This is a genomic window from Comamonas testosteroni, assembly GCF_000761245.1.
GTDB classification, from domain to species: domain Bacteria; phylum Pseudomonadota; class Gammaproteobacteria; order Burkholderiales; family Burkholderiaceae_C; genus Comamonas; species Comamonas testosteroni_C.
Window position 1 is genome coordinate 1 of record NZ_AWOR01000044.1, and the last position, 14,201, is coordinate 14,201.

General features: G+C 64.8%; 11 protein-coding genes. 1 reads left to right on the forward strand and 10 read right to left on the reverse strand.

Annotated elements, in window-relative coordinates:
• Positions 1 to 180: 180 nt before the first annotated feature.
• From P353_RS10080 to P353_RS10120, 9 genes are all read right to left on the reverse strand, one after another.
• Entirely contained in the window at positions 181 to 1,155 is a 975-nt protein-coding gene (locus tag P353_RS10080; protein ID WP_034368760.1) for an NAD(P)H-dependent flavin oxidoreductase, read from the reverse strand.
• 7 nt (positions 1,156 to 1,162) lie between these two features.
• The gene (locus P353_RS10085; RefSeq protein WP_034368762.1) at positions 1,163 to 2,176 is read right to left on the reverse strand and encodes a Bug family tripartite tricarboxylate transporter substrate binding protein; all 1,014 of its coding nucleotides are present in this window, start codon (positions 2,174 to 2,176) and stop codon (positions 1,163 to 1,165) included.
• Positions 2,177 to 2,406: 230 nt separating this feature from the next.
• A complete protein-coding gene (locus P353_RS10090; protein ID WP_034368763.1) occupies positions 2,407 to 3,423 on the reverse strand; it encodes a Bug family tripartite tricarboxylate transporter substrate binding protein in 1,017 nt (338 codons plus the stop codon).
• A 214-nt stretch (positions 3,424 to 3,637) separates the two neighbouring features.
• Positions 3,638 to 4,885 carry a CaiB/BaiF CoA transferase family protein gene (locus P353_RS10095; protein ID WP_034368765.1) on the reverse strand — a complete coding sequence of 416 codons (1,248 nt, stop codon included), beginning with the start codon at positions 4,883 to 4,885 and terminating at the stop codon, positions 3,638 to 3,640.
• A 40-nt stretch (positions 4,886 to 4,925) separates the two neighbouring features.
• Complete coding sequence (locus P353_RS10100; protein ID WP_034368768.1) at positions 4,926 to 5,717, reverse strand: oxepin-CoA hydrolase, alternative type; 792 nt, start codon at positions 5,715 to 5,717, stop codon at positions 4,926 to 4,928.
• A 47-nt stretch (positions 5,718 to 5,764) separates the two neighbouring features.
• Positions 5,765 to 6,898: an acyl-CoA dehydrogenase family protein gene (locus P353_RS10105; protein ID WP_034368772.1), complete on the reverse strand. Its 1,134-nt coding sequence runs from the start codon at positions 6,896 to 6,898 to the stop codon at positions 5,765 to 5,767.
• A gap of 139 nt (positions 6,899 to 7,037) precedes the next feature.
• Positions 7,038 to 8,237: an acyl-CoA dehydrogenase family protein gene (locus P353_RS10110; protein ID WP_034368773.1), complete on the reverse strand. Its 1,200-nt coding sequence runs from the start codon at positions 8,235 to 8,237 to the stop codon at positions 7,038 to 7,040.
• A gap of 158 nt (positions 8,238 to 8,395) precedes the next feature.
• A complete protein-coding gene (locus tag P353_RS10115; protein WP_034368776.1) occupies positions 8,396 to 9,592 on the reverse strand; it encodes an acetyl-CoA C-acyltransferase in 1,197 nt (398 codons plus the stop codon).
• Between the two features lie 266 nt (positions 9,593 to 9,858).
• The gene (locus P353_RS10120) at positions 9,859 to 11,976 is read right to left on the reverse strand and encodes a 3-hydroxyacyl-CoA dehydrogenase NAD-binding domain-containing protein (protein WP_034368778.1); all 2,118 of its coding nucleotides are present in this window, start codon (positions 11,974 to 11,976) and stop codon (positions 9,859 to 9,861) included.
• A 112-nt stretch (positions 11,977 to 12,088) separates the two neighbouring features.
• On the opposite strand from P353_RS10120, the gene P353_RS10125 reads away from it, so the two are divergent.
• Complete coding sequence (locus P353_RS10125) at positions 12,089 to 13,006, forward strand: LysR family transcriptional regulator (RefSeq protein WP_034368780.1); 918 nt, start codon at positions 12,089 to 12,091, stop codon at positions 13,004 to 13,006.
• Between the two features lie 55 nt (positions 13,007 to 13,061).
• Here the strand turns inward: P353_RS10125 and P353_RS10130 are convergent, their stop codons facing one another.
• Positions 13,062 to 14,078, reverse strand: coding sequence for an AraC family transcriptional regulator (locus tag P353_RS10130; RefSeq protein ID WP_034368781.1), 1,017 nt, complete (start codon positions 14,076 to 14,078; stop codon positions 13,062 to 13,064).
• Positions 14,079 to 14,201 lie beyond the last annotated feature (123 nt).

A 14,201-nucleotide genomic window follows, 5' to 3' on the forward strand; every position in this document is an offset into this window, starting at 1 on the left:
TCACGCGGACCTTCACGTTGTAGTCCACCACACGTTTGACGGGTACAAGGATTTTCATGAGAAAGCTCTTTCCTGGTTTTTGAAGTACGACCTACGCAACAAGGAACAAGGCAAGCTGCTTGCCATGGGGCGCAGCCCGTTGCCGCATCCTGTTTGCGTAAGTCCTGTGAAGATGGGCGGTCAGCGGGCCAGGCCTGCCAGCCGCTCGTTGATCAGTGCATGGGCCTGCTCCATGATGCCGTCGATCAGCTGCGCAACCGTAGGCACATCGTGGATCAGGCCGGCGACCATGCCGCAGGACCAGACGCCCGCGTCCATGTCGCCGTCGTGCATGATGCGCGGATAGACGCCAGCCACCTCGGGCGCGATGTCGGCAAAGGTGACAGCCGCGCCCAGTTCGCGCTCCTTTTGCAGCAGGCGCTCGGTGGCGGAGTTGGTCAGCACGCGTTCGGTGTTGCGCAGCGGGCGCATGACCAGACGGGTGTCCAGCTCGCTGGCCGCGACGATGGACTGCTTGACGTTGGCGTGCACGGGTGCCTCTTTCGTGGCGATGAAGCGCGTGCCCATGTTGATGCCTTCGGCGCCCAGGGCCAGCGCGGCCACCAGGGAGCGGCCGTCGGCCATGCCGCCCGAGGCGACAAAGGGAATCTTGAGTTCTTCGGCAGCGCGCGGCAGCAGGATGAAGTTGGGGATGTCGTCCTCGCCCGGATGGCCGCCGCATTCGAAGCCGTCCACGCTGATGGCATCGCAGCCGATGGCCTCGGCCTTGAGCGCGTGGCGCACCGAGGTGCACTTGTGGATCACCTTGATGCCGGCTTCCTTGAGCGCGGGCAGCCATTTCTGCGGGTTGTTGCCGGCGGTCTCCACCACCTTGACGCCGCCTTCGATGATGGCCTTGACGTAGCCCGGGTAGTCGGGCGGGTTGACCGAGGGCAGAAACGTCAGGTTCACGCCAAAGGGCTTGTCGGTCATCTCGCGGCAGCGCGCGATCTCGCGCGCCAGCAGCTCGGGCGTACGCTGGGTCAGTCCCGTGATCAGCCCCAAGCCACCCGCGTTGGAGACGGCGGCGGCAAGCTCGGCCAGGCCCACATGGTGCATGCCCCCCTGGATGATGGGGTGCTCTATGCCAAAGAGTTCGGTGATGCGTGTCTTCATGTCCGTGTTACTCCACTGCAATGCCCTTGTCGCGGATCAGTTGGCCCCAGCGCGTGTAGTCCTGCTGGATGCGCTGGCCCAGCTGGGCGGGATTCTGGAAGGCGGCGATGGCGCCGGCGTTGAGCAGCTTGCTCTGGACGTCCTTGTCGGCCAGTATCTGCTGGACTTCGGAGGCGATGCGCTCGATCACGGCCTTGGGCGTGCCCTTGGGCGCGAGCAGACCGCCCCAGGAAACGGCGTCATAGCCCTTGATGCCCTGCTCGGCAATGGTCTTGATGTCGGGCAGCATGCTCACGCGCTGGGGCGAGCCCACGGCGATGGCACGCAGCTTGCCGACCTGGATATGAGGCAGCGCGGCCACGAGGTCGGCATACATGATGGGCACCTGGCCGCCGATGGTGTCGGTGATGGCGGGCACGCCGCCCTTGTAGGGCACATGCTGCATGTCGAAGCCGGCCATCTGCTTGAGCAGCTCCATGCTCAGGTGGCCAAAGCTGCCGGCCCCCGAGCTGGTGTAGTTGAGCGGTGATTTCTGGGCCTTGGCGTGGGCAATCAGGCTCTTGAGATCGGTGACATCGGGCAGCAGCGCAGGGTTGACCACGATGACGATGGGCAGGTCATAGACCGTGGCCACGGGCGCGAAGTCCTTGACAGTGTCGTAGCCGGCCTTCTTGTACAGATGGGGTGCCAGCAGCGTGGGCGTGGCCAGCATCATCAGCGTGTAGCCGTCGGCCGGGCTCTTGGCGACCTGCACGGCCGCGATGGAGCCCGAGGCCCCGGGGCGGTTTTCCACGACCACGGTCTGCTTGAGGCGCTCGCTGAGCTTCTGTCCCACGATGCGCGATGCCGTGTCGGTCGGGCCGCCCGCAGGGAAAGGCACGACCAGGCGCAGCATCTTGGCTGGCCAGTCGGTCTCGGCCAGCGCGCCGCCGGCCATGCCGGCCAGCAGCGGCGCGGCGGCCAGTGCCAGAACGGTGCGCCGGGTAGCGCGGGCTTGGGGTGCGGTATTGCGCGTGTCCATGAAGTCTCCTGTCTGGACTGTCTAAGCAGTCGTCGGTGGTGGCCCGCTACCGCAGGCCGTAAAAATCAGTCACTCAGTGATCCATGGCGCTGTGCGCAACCCCCAGCTCATGAAACCGGCGCAGCCCGACGCCAGGGACAGCGAGCAAGGGCCGCCCCGCCGCGAGGCTGTCGTCCCCCTCCCCCGCGTAGCGGGCAGAGAGGGGGAAGGCGCGAAGCGACTCAGGGGGTTCAATCAAGCCTTGCGCCAGCCTGCTCGACCAGCGCCTTCCAGACCGGCATATCGCGCTGGTAGTTCTCGCGGAAAGCCTGGGGACTGTTCATCATGGGGATGAAGCCCGCGCCCGCGATGCGCTCCAGCACCTTGGCCTCCTTGATGATCTCGCGCAGGTGGCCGTAGAGCTGGTCCACGACCTCCTTGGGCACGCCTGCGGGTGCGCCCATGGCCACCCAGCCGAAGATGGAGTAGGCGTCGTCATGCACGCCCTGCTCGTAAATGGTGGGCAGCTTGGGCAGGATGTCCATGCGCTCCTTGCCGGTCACGCCGATGGCCTTGAGGCGTCCCGAGTCGATAAAGGGCTTGGTGTTGAGCGCGCTGGAAAAGCACAGCTGCAGCTGGCCGCCAATCAGCTCCTGGATCATGGGAGCCTCGCCCTTGTAGGCCGCATGGTTCATGTCGGCGTCCATGGTCTTGCTCATATAGGCGCCGGCCAGATGGGCATACGAGCCCACGCCCCAGGAGCCATAGGACAGCTTGCCCTTGTTGGCCTTCACATAGGCCAGCAGCTCCTTCATATTGTTGGCCGGCACCGAGGGATGGACCACCAGGGTGACGGGCGCCGCCGCGATCTGGCTGATCAGCGCGATGTCCTTTTGCGGGTTGTAGGGCAGCTTGGTGTAGAGGAACTGGTTGATCAGCATGGAGGTGCTGAGCGAGACCATCAGCGTATGGCCATCGGGCGCGGCCTTGGCCACGGCCTCGGTGCCGAGGATGCCGGCCGCGCCGCCGCGGTTGTCGACGACCACGGGCTGGCCCAGGCGCTTGGCCAGAGCCTCGCCGATGGTGCGCGCGATGATGTCGGTGGCGCCGCCCGCGTTGAAGGGCACGACCACGCGGATGGGCTTTGCGGGCCAGGCCGGCTTGCCTGCCTGTGCGAGTGCGCTGCCGGCGCCCGTGGCAAGCAGGCTGCCGCCGCCGATGGCGGCCAGCCCTTGCAGAAGATCGCGGCGTGTGACTGGGATGCTCATGGTTTGTCTCCTATGAAGTCGCTGTCTTTATCTGCCGTCTTGCGCGGCCTTTAATCTTGCTTTTGAGTTATTTATGGCACTAGAAGATGTCCGCGGCCTGTGAGCCTGACACGGCCCAACAGGGACACCGAGCAAGGGCCGCCCCCGCAGCGAGGGTGTCGTCCCCTCCCGCGAAGCGAGAGAGGGGAAGCCGCACAGCGGCTCAGGGGGTGCTTCATGAAGGTTCCTGGGGCAGCGTGAGAACGCCCTTGGCCTGCAGGTCCTGCAATTGCGCATCATCGAGCGTGAGCAGACGCTGCAGCACTTCTCGCGTGCCCTCACCCAGCGTGGGCGGTGCATGGCGGATGGGCAGACGCTGGCCGTCCAGGCGGTAGGGCGGCGCGAACACGGGCGTGGTGCCGACCACGGGATGGGGCATGTCGCGCAGCAGGCCGCTGCGGCGCGTGCGCTCGCTGGTCAGGGCCTCGTGCAGACCGGCCACGCGGCCGCAGGGAATGCCGGCGGCCGTCAAACGCTCCAGCAGCAGATCGCGCGGGAAGCTGCCAATCAGCTCCTTGAGCATGGGCAGAAGCTCCAGCCGATTCTTGGCCCGGTTGACATTGGTGGAGAAGCGCTGGTCCTCGACGATGTCAGGGCGCAGCACGACCTGGCGGCAGAACTTGTCGAACTGGCTGTTGTTGCCCACGGCAATGATCAGCGGGCCGTCGGCCGCCTCGTACATGCCGTAGGGCACGATGGACGGGTGTGCGTTGCCGTAGCGCTCGGGGTCGTGGCCCAGCTGCAGGGCATCCAGGCCGTAGTAGCCAGTGACCGTGATGCCGCTGTCGTACAGCGCCATCTCTATGAGCCGGCCCTTGCCCGTGCGATCGCGGCGGAACAAGGCGGCCAGCACGGCCTGGGCCGCATACATGCCGGTGACAAGATCCACCACGGCCACGCCGAATTTGAGCGGCGGCATGCCGGCATCGCCGTTGAGCGCCATCAGGCCCGCCTCGCCCTGGATCACCAGATCGTAGCCGGGACGCTTGGCCTCGGGGCCGCTGCTGTCGTAGCCAGCCACGGCGCAGTAGACCAGGTCGGGCTTGATGGCCTTGAGCTGCTCGTAGCCCAGGCCCAGCTTCTCGGCACCGCCGGTCTTGAAGTTGTGAATGAGCACGTCGAACTGGGGCAGCAGTTCATGGAGGATCTTCACGCCCTCGGGCGTTTGCAGATCCAGCGTGATGGACCGCTTGTTGCGGTTCATGCTGTTGTAGTAGGTGGTCTCGGTCTTGCCGATCCGAATGCCCCAGTCACGCGTGTCGTCGCCGCGGCCCGGGTGCTCGACCTTGACCACCTCGGCGCCGAAGTCGGCCAGTACCATGCCGCACAGCGGCCCGGCGAAGACGCGGGACAGATCGAGTACTCGCACCCCCTCCAGCGGAAAGTCGATGTCCTGGTTCTGTTCTGTATTGCTGTCGGCCATCTGCCTTGTCTCCTTGGAAAATCTTGGTTTCGTCGAGCGCTCACGCACGCAGTTTGGTGAAATCGGCGCTGCGCTTTTCGAGAAAGGCGGCAATGCCTTCACGGGACTCTTCGCTCCCCTGCGAGTGCACCATGTGCTGGGCTTCCAGCTCCAGTTGCTGCTCCAACGTATTGCGCGGTGCCTGGCGGCACAGGTCCTTGATCAAGGCCATGGCCTGGTCCGGGCCGGTCGCGATCTGCGCGGCCAGCGCCACGGCATCGGCCAGGGCCTGACCGGGCTCGGCCAGGCGGTTGACGGGGCCCAGAGCGTGCATGCGTTCGCCGCTGATGCGCTCGCCGCTCAGGCACAGCTCGGTCAATACCTGCCGCGAGACGAACTCGGCCAGAAAGGCCGTGGCGCCGCCGTCGGGCGTCAGCCCCACCTTCACATAGGCCACGGAGAACAAGCTGTCGCGGGCGGCCACCAGCATATCGCAAGCCAGGGCCAGCGACAGGCCCGCGCCCGCTGCCGCGCCTTCGACGGCGGCGATGACGGGTTTGGGGCAGTCGCGCACGGCGCGAATCAGGTCATGCAGGCCTTCGAGCTTTTCTCGGCGCTGCTCCACGGGCAGTTCGCGGCGCCCGGCCAGTTGGCGCAGATCGCCACCGGCGCAGAAATGACCGCCCTCGCCCGTGAGCACGACCGCGCCCACACTGGCATCGGCCGCAGCATCCGCCAGCGCGCTCGTGACGGCCGCGTAGAACGCGGGCGACAGCGCATTGCGCGCGGCCGGGTTGTTGTTGCTCAGCACCAGTACGGCACCTTCGCGGCGGATCAGCAAAGCGTCACTCATTGATGTTCTCCATGTCTAGCGAAACCGCAGCACCTCAGCCCCGAAGCTCAGGCCTGCGTCAAGGCCATGAAACGCGCCAGATGATGGTCCTCGTCGCCAAACTGGTGGTCGATCATGATCAGTCGCTTGGCGTAATGCGCCAGCGGCAGCTCCCAGGTCATGCCGATGCCGCCATGCATCTGTATGCTTTCCTCGGCCACCAGGGTCCCCACGGAGCCCACGGTGTACTTGGCGGCAGACAGCATCTTCTCGCGCTCGGTGCCCTGGGCGTTGTCGATGGCATCGGCTGCATTGATGACGGTGGAGCGCACCTGCTCCACCTCCAGCAGCAGATCGGCCATGCGGTGCTGCAGCGCCTGGAAGCTGCCGATGGCCACGCCGAACTGCTTGCGGGTCTGCAAATACTCCAGCGTGTTCTGCTTGGCCACATCCATGGCGCCCAGCGCCTCGGCAGCCAGCGCCAGCAGCGCAAAGCCCTGCACATGCTCGAGCACGGCATGGCCCTGGCCCTCGGCGCCCAGCAGCGCATCCTCGGCCAGCTGCACGTTCTCGAAAGTCAGCTCGGCGGCGCGGCCGCCTTCCATGCGGCTATAGCCACGCTTGGCAATGCCGGCGGCCTTGCCGTCGACCAGGAACAGGCTGATGCCGGCAGTATCGAACATGCCGCCTGCGGTGCGCGCCGACACCAGCAGCAGATCGGCTTTTTCGCCAAAGGCGACCACGCTCTTGGCGCCGTTGAGCACCCAGCCCGTGGCGGTCCTGGCCGCCGTGGCCGTGACCTTGTTGAGCTCGTAGTGGCTGCCCGGCTCGTCGTGCGCCAGGGCAGCGATCACGCCGCCGGCGATGATGTCCTCCAGCTGGCGCTTTTGCGTATCGCTGCCGGCCGCAATCAGGGCCTGGCCCACGACCAGTGCACCCAGCAAGGGCTCGGCCACCAGGCCGCGGCCCAGCGACTCGAACACCACGCTGATGTCAAAGCCCGATCCGCCAAATCCGCCCTCCTCTTCGGGGAACAGCGCGCCGATCGCGCCCAGCTCGGCAAATTGCGCATACAGCGCGGGGCTGTGACCTTCTGCGCCATAGGCCAAATGGTTGCGCTGCTCGATCCCGTACTGCTCAGAAACAAAGCGGTTCAGGCTGTCCGCCAGCATGCGGCGGTCTTCGGTGTGTGTGAAGTTCATGACAAATTCTCTCTACCCAATCGAACGAATCGGTGTCGCATGCCACCGCCCGGTTCGCCAGGGACGCCCAGCAAGGGCCGCCCCGCAGCGAGGGCGTCGTCCCCCCGGGGGGAAGGCGCGCAGCGACTCAGGGGGGATTTCACAAGCCCAGAATCATCTTGGAGATGATGTTCTTCTGGATTTCGTTGGAGCCGCCGAAGATCGACAGCTTGCGGTAGTTGAAGTAGTTGGCCGAGGCCGTGGCGGCTTCGTCGATGCCGCCCAGGGGCGCCTGGTCATAGCCTTCGTACTGGGCCTCGTCGATATAGGGCACGGCATACACGCCCATGGCACGGCGGATCAGCGACAGGATTTCCTGGCGGATCTCGGTGCCGCGGATTTTCAGCATGGAGCTTTCGGCACCGGGCACGCCGCCACCGGCCACGGCGGCGATCACGCGCAGATTGGTGGTCTTCATGTTCTCCAGGTCGATCTCGACGCGCGCCATGCGGGCCGCGAACAGCGGGTCCTGATTCAAAGGCTTGCCGTTCCTGTGCACCTTGGCGGCGATGACCTTGAGCTTGGCCAGGGCCGAGATGCAAAAGCCCACGCCCGCAATGCCGGTGCGCTCATAGGTCAGCAGATACTTGGCATAGGTCCAGCCCCGGTTTTCCTCGCCCACCAGATTCTCGACAGGCACCTTCACATCGGTGAAGAAGACTTCGTTGACTTCCTTGTCTCCGTCCAGCGTGCGGATGGGACGCAGCTCCACGCCGGGGCTGTTCATGTCCACCAGCAAAAAGCTGATGCCGGCCTGGGCCTTGGCCTCGCGGTTGGTGCGCACCAGGCAAAAAATCATATTGGCGTGCTGGCCCTGGGTGGTCCAGGTCTTCTGGCCGTTGACGATGTAGAAGTCTCCATCGCGCACGGCCGTGGTCTTCACCGAAGCCAGATCGGAGCCTGCGCCGGGCTCGGAATAGCCCTGGCACCACCAGTCCTGGCCGCTCAGAATGCGCGGCAGCCAGTACTTCTTTTGCTGCTCGTTGCCGTACTTGATCAGCACCGGCCCCAGCATGTTCACGCCAAAGGGCACGATGCGCGGGCCGCCGGCCAGGGCGCATTCGGTGTCGAAGATGAACTTCTCGACCGCTCCCCAGCCCGGACCGCCATGCTCCTGGGGCCAGTGATTCGCATACCAGCCGCGCTCGTTGAGGATGGCATGCCACTCGTCCTGATCGGCCTTGCTCAGACGCTGGCCGGCCTTGATCTTGAGCGAAATATGCTTGGGCAGCTTCTCCTTGAGAAAAGTCTGCACCTCGGCGCGAAACGCCTCTTCCTGGGGGGTGAATTGCAAATCCATTGCTATTTCCTGGTAATCCATGGCGCAGCGCGCCTTTGCAGCCTCTGACACCGGCACGCTCTGAACCAGAGGCGCCGAGCAAGAGCCGTCTCGCAGCAAAGGCGTCGTCCCCCTCCCGAAGAGAGAGGGGGAAGCGGCGCCAGCCGCTCAGGGGGTGTTTAGAAAATCTCGAACAGGCCCGCAGCGCCCATGCCGCCGGCGATGCACATGGTCACCACGCCGTACTTGACCTGGGGGTTGCGAGCCTTGCGGCGCTGGCCTTCGAGCAGGATGTGGCCGCTCAGGCGCGCGCCCGTCATGCCGAAGGGGTGGCCGATGGAAATCGCGCCGCCGTTGACATTCAGTCGCTCGTTGGGAATGCCCAGCTGACGCTGGCAATACAGGGCCTGCGAGGCAAAGGCTTCGTTCAGCTCCCACAGGTCGATGTCATCCACGGTCAGGCCGTGGCGCTTGAGCAGCTTGGGCACGGCAAACACGGGGCCAATGCCCATCTCGTCAGGCTCGCAGCCGGCCACGGCAAAGCCGCGGAAAGCGCCCAGGGGCTTGAGGCCCAGCCGCTCTGCCAGCCTGGCTTCCATCACCACGCAGGCGCTGGAGCCGTCGGACAGCTGCGAGGCATTACCGGCCGTGATGAAGTTGCCAGGGCCCTTCACAGGCTCCAGCTTGGCCAGCCCCTGCAGCGTGGTGCTGGCGCGGTTGCAGTTGTCCTGCGTGGCGACCACGTCGCGGTAGGTGACTTCGCCAGTTTCCTTGTTCTTCTCCATCATGCGTGTGGAGCAGGCAATGATCTCGTCCTTGAACAGATCGGCGGCCTGGGCCGCTGCCGTGCGCTGCTGGCTTTGCAGCGAGAACGCATCCTGGTCTTCACGCGTGATGCCGTAGCGCTTGGCCACCACATCGGCGGTGTCGATCATGGCCATGTACAGCTCGGGCTTGTGCTCCACCAGCCAGGGGTCCATGTCGGTGGGCAGATTGTTGCCGGCCCGGATGCCGGAGATGGTCTCGATACCGCCGGCCAGCATCACGTCCACGCCCTCGGCCACGACGCGGCCCGCCGCGATGGCGATGGATTGCAGGCCCGAAGCGCAAAAGCGCGTGATCGTGGTGCCGGCGATCGACAGCGGCAGCCCGGCGCGCAACACGGTCTGGCGGCCCAGATTGCGTCCCTGGAAACCGTCGGGGTTGCCGCAGCCCAGAATCAGGTCCTCGATCATTTCGGGATCGACACCCGAGCGCTCCACCGCCGCCTTGACGGAGAAGGCAGCCAGCTGGGCGGCAGGAGTGACGTTGAACTCGCCGCGATGCGACTTGGTCAGCGGTGTGCGGGCGGTGGAAACGATAACGGCTTCACGCATGGTGCTTGTCTCTGTGAATGTTGAAAACTATTTTTGATAGCTGTCTTCGCTTGTCATTCATTGATTTCAGATACTTTTCATACTGAAATCAATACAAATAAAGCGATAGCAGCTCCTATTTTCTATAAACTGGCCGCAAAAACTGGCACGCCCCATCGGCGGACTGCCGAGCAAGGGCCTAGGCGGCCCCGCCGCCCCGCAGCGAGGGCAGTGTCCCCCTCCCGCGAAGCGAGAGAGGGGGAAGGCGCGGAGCGCCTCAGGGGGTGTTACTTATTCAGGCTTTCGAAGTTCTTGCCCTCGGCCACCAGCTGTTGCAGCAGCGGCGCAGGCTTCCAGAACAGCGCGTCTTCCTTGGCAAAGGCTTCGATATCGGCCAGCACCTTGGCCAGGCCCTGCATATCGGCCCACTTCATGGGACCGCCGCGGTGGCGCGGAAAGCCGTAGCCGGAGATAAAGGTCACGTCCACATCCAGCGGGCGCAGCGCAATGCCCTCGCCCACCACCTTGGCACCTTCGTTGACCATGGCGGCCATGTAGCGGCGCATGATTTCCTCGGCCGTGAAGGAGCGCGGCGTCACGCCCTTCTTTGCGCGCTCGGCGTCCACAATCGCCAGCACCTCGGGGTCGGGCTGACCGATGCGCGCGCCTTGTGGGTAGAGATAAAAGCCCCGGCCCGTCTTCTGGCCGAACCAGCCGTTTTCACAGATGCGGTCGGCAATCTCCACATAACGGGCCTTGGGGTCGCGCGTGGCGGCGCGGCGCTTGCGCGTGGCCCAGCCGATGTCGCCGCCGGCCAGGTCGGTGACCTGGAAAGGACCCATGGCAAAGCCGAAGCCGCGCACGGCCTCGTCGATTTCGTAGGGGCTGGCACCGTCCTCCATCAGGTAGTCGGCAGCCTGCTTGTAGGTGGCCAGAATGCGGTTGCCGATGAAGCCGTCGCAGACGCCGGCGCGCACGGGCACCTTCTTCATCTTCTTGGCCAGCTCGAAGGCCGTGGTCACCACATCGGGCGCCACCTTGGCGGGCACGACAATCTCCAGCAGCTTCATGATGTTGGCCGGGCTGAAGAAGTGCAGACCGATCACGTCCTGCGGACGGCTGGTGACGGCGGCAATCGCGTCGATGTCCAGATACGAGGTGTTGGTGGCCAGCACGGCACCGCTCTTGCAGACGCGATCCAGCTCCTTGAACACGGCCTTCTTGACCTCCAGGTCTTCAAAGACCGCCTCGATCACCAGGTCCACATCGGCAATGTCGTCATAGCGGGTCGAGGGCGTATAGCGCGCCATGATGGCTGCCTTGGCCTCCTCGCTCATGCGGCCCTTGGCGATCAGGCCGTTGTAGACCTTCTCCACATTGGCCTGGCCGCGTGCGATGGATTCGGCATCGCGCTCGATCATGGTCACGACCAGGCCGGCATCCAGCGCCGAGACGGTGATGCCCGCGCCCATGGTGCCGCCGCCGATGATGGCAATCTTGCTGAAGGCGCGCGGCTGGGCGGCGCGGGCTTCGGGAATCTTGGCCGTCTCGCGCTCGGCAAAGAAGGCGTGGATCAGGCCGGCGCGCTGCGGGCTGTCGATACAGGCCAGAAACTGGGCACGCTCGAACTTCAGGCCTTCGGCAAACGGCAGATCCAGCGCAGCCTGAACGCAATCGATGATCTTCAGCGGCGAGAACAGGCCGCGCGACTTCTTGGCCGTGTCGGCACGCAGCACATCGAGTTCAGCCTGGGCTGCAGCCTTGTCGGCCAGACGACCCGGCGTGGCGCTGACGGGACGCAGCGGAGCGCCCTGCGCCAGCAACTCACGCGCATAGGCAAGACCTGCGACCACGGGGTCCGTGCCCTCTTCCAGCTTGTCCACCAGTCCGGCCGCCAGCCCGGCTTTTGCACCGATCTGCTGGCCGCTGAGCATCAGCTCGGTCGCGGCCTTCACGCCCATCAGGCGCGGCGCACGCTGCGTGCCGCCGGCGCCGGGCACCAGACCCAGGGAGACTTCGGGCAGACCCAGCTTCGCGCCAGGCAGCGCCAGACGGTAATGCGCCGACATGGCAATCTCCAGGCCGCCACCCAGTGCCGCGCCATGAATCACGGCCACCACGGGCTTGCTGCAGGCCTCGATACGGTTGCAGACATCGGGCAGGAAAGGCAGGACCGGGGGCTTGCCGAATTCGCGGATATCGGCACCGGCGATGAAAGCCTTGCCCTCGCCCACGATCACCACGGCCTTGACCGCGGCGCTGGCATCGGCCTGCTCAATGGCCGCCATCAGACCCTGGCGCACGGCAGCGCCCAGCGCATTGACGGGCGGATTGTTGACGCTGACGAGCAGGACGTCACCGTCTTGCCTGAGTTCAACGACAGAGGTGCTGGCTTGGGCGGTCATGCGAGTCTCCTGAATCTCTTTATGGAATGGGCTTTATTTTTACGACGACAATGTTTTCTAACAATCCCATGAATCATTGACAGACTGTCAAAGGAAATTGGACAAACACGCCATGGACTCCCAATCGCTGACCCTGCTGGTCGAAATCATCGATAGCGGCAATCTCAGTCAGGCTGCGCGCAAGCTCAAGATGACGCGTGCCAATGTGAGCTATCACCTGACCCAGCTGGAAAAGTCCGCAGGCGTGCAACTGGTCAAGCGCACCACGCGCCGCGTGGAGCCCACGGAGATCGGCCTGCGCCTGTACGAGCACGGGCGCAACATCCACAACGAAATGCTGGCCGCACGCGAGGCCATCACGGCGCTGGGCCAGAGCCTGCAGGGGCGCGTTGGCATCAGCGTGCCCAGCGGCTACGGCCAGATCGTGATGAGCGAATGGCTGATCGAGTTCAAGCGCCTGTACCCGGGCATCGTGCTCGACGTGCTGTTCGAGAACCGGGCCGACAATCTGCGCGACGATGTGGACATCATCGTGCGCGTGATCCAGGAGCCGCCCCTGTCCCTGGTGGCGCGCAGCCTGGGCACGGTGCGCTACCTGGCCTGCGCCTCACGCGAATATGCGCAGACCCACGGCCTGCCCAAAACCCTGCATGCCCTGCGCGCCAGCCCGCTGATCACCGCCGGGGTCACGGGGCGGCAATTGCGCCTGGCCGCCTATCTGGGCACCGAGCGCCACGAAGTGATGCTGGAGCCCACCATGATCTCCGAGCATTTCCCTTTTCTGCGCGACGGCATTCTGGCCGGCCTGGGAGTAGGCCTGGTGCCCGACTATGTGGTGCAGGACAAGCTGGCCACGGGCGAGGTGCTGAGCACGCTGGACGAGTACCGGCTCAGCATTTTCGGCACCCATATGTATCTGCTCTACCTGCCCAACCGGCATCAGACCAAGGCCGTGCGCACCTGCATCGATTTCCTGCTGGCCAAGGCCCAGCCCGAAGCGACCCGGCTGGCCGCGATGCCCCAGCCCTGAGCCGCAACGCAAAAACGCCAGCGAGCAGGCTGGCGTTTTCATTCGGACACAGGCCTCAGGACAGGCTGCGATTCAGATTCTGCTGGCGCCAGCTGCTGGGGCTTTGCTGAAAATGCTTGCTGAACCAGCGCGTGAACGAGCTGTTTTCGGCAAAGCCGGCCTGAGCGGCCGCTTCGCTCACCGACAGCTGCGGATTTTGCAGCGCACGCAGCGCGGCCTGGCTGCGCACGGCGTCCAGCGTTTCCTGAAAGCTGGTGTTGTGGGTTTCCAGGTGCCGCTGCAGCGAGCGGGCCGTATAGCCAAGCGCGCCGGCCACATGGGCAATGCTGTGGCGCCCATGGGGCAGCAGCGACTGCAAGGTGCTGCGCACCTGCTGCTCCAGCGATCTGGCCATGGGCCGCGGTGCGTGGCTCTCCATGAGGCTGCGGGCGTGGCTCTCCATCAGGCTGTCGTGATCGGCATCGATGGCCTCCAGATCCTCGTTGCTCACCACGATGCCATCGAAGTCCGAGCCGAACACGATCTCGCTGCCCAGCACGCGGCGATGGCTCATGGTGCTGCCTGGCGAGCTGTGCGAGAAGTGGATGCTGGCCGGGCTCCAGCCCCTGCCCAGCTGATATCGGCACAGACTCATCAGCGCCGTGATGCCCAGCTCAACCGGGTGGCGCCCCGGACTCTCACGCTCGGTATCCAGGTTCAGCTGGATGATGGAATAGCGCCCCTGGGTCACCACCTCCGTGCCCACGGTGGTGCTGATCATGTGGTCATAGTCCTTGAAGGTCTTGAGCATGCTGGAGAGGCTGGCCTGGTGCTGCAGCAGCAGGCTGATCGGCCCGAAGTCGGACAGACGCCAGTGCGAGCCCATGAGCAGGCCCAGCGAAGCATGCCCGGCCTGGGCGGACGAAGCCTCCAGCAACTGCGCAAACGCAGCTTCGGGAACCATGAGGTCGGGAGAATTCAGGCAGCTGTGATCCAGCCCCACCTGGCGGAACATGCGCAGCGGATCGATGCCGAGCTCATTCGCCACCTTGGCGTATTTGCACAGGCTCACACTTCGGATACGGGGCTTCATCGTGACCAGGAAAACGGTTGACCCGGGTACTGCGCAACAGGCCCGGATTTCATGGATGGAAGCAGGCCTTAAGGGCAACCTGCATTTCGGGTGTTGATGTTTATCAATATCACGACAAGCAGT

Bases quoted from the DNA above. Each gene is read 5' to 3' on its own strand.
- P353_RS10080 (WP_034368760.1), bottom strand. From the start codon at position 1,155: ATGAAGACACGCATCACCGAACTCTTTGGCATAGAGCACCCCATCATC.
- P353_RS10085 (WP_034368762.1), bottom strand. From the start codon at position 2,176: ATGGACACGCGCAATACCGCACCCCAAGCCCGCGCTACCCGGCGCACC.
- P353_RS10090 (WP_034368763.1), bottom strand. From the start codon at position 3,423: ATGAGCATCCCAGTCACACGCCGCGATCTTCTGCAAGGGCTGGCCGCC.
- P353_RS10095 (WP_034368765.1), bottom strand. From the start codon at position 4,885: ATGGCCGACAGCAATACAGAACAGAACCAGGACATCGACTTTCCGCTG.
- P353_RS10100 (WP_034368768.1), bottom strand. From the start codon at position 5,717: ATGAGTGACGCTTTGCTGATCCGCCGCGAAGGTGCCGTACTGGTGCTG.
- P353_RS10105 (WP_034368772.1), bottom strand. From the start codon at position 6,898: ATGAACTTCACACACACCGAAGACCGCCGCATGCTGGCGGACAGCCTG.
- P353_RS10110 (WP_034368773.1), bottom strand. From the start codon at position 8,237: ATGGATTTGCAATTCACCCCCCAGGAAGAGGCGTTTCGCGCCGAGGTG.
- P353_RS10115 (WP_034368776.1), bottom strand. From the start codon at position 9,592: ATGCGTGAAGCCGTTATCGTTTCCACCGCCCGCACACCGCTGACCAAG.
- P353_RS10120 (WP_034368778.1), bottom strand. From the start codon at position 11,976: ATGACCGCCCAAGCCAGCACCTCTGTCGTTGAACTCAGGCAAGACGGT.
- P353_RS10125 (WP_034368780.1), top strand. From the start codon at position 12,089: ATGGACTCCCAATCGCTGACCCTGCTGGTCGAAATCATCGATAGCGGC.
- P353_RS10130 (WP_034368781.1), bottom strand. From the start codon at position 14,078: ATGAAGCCCCGTATCCGAAGTGTGAGCCTGTGCAAATACGCCAAGGTG.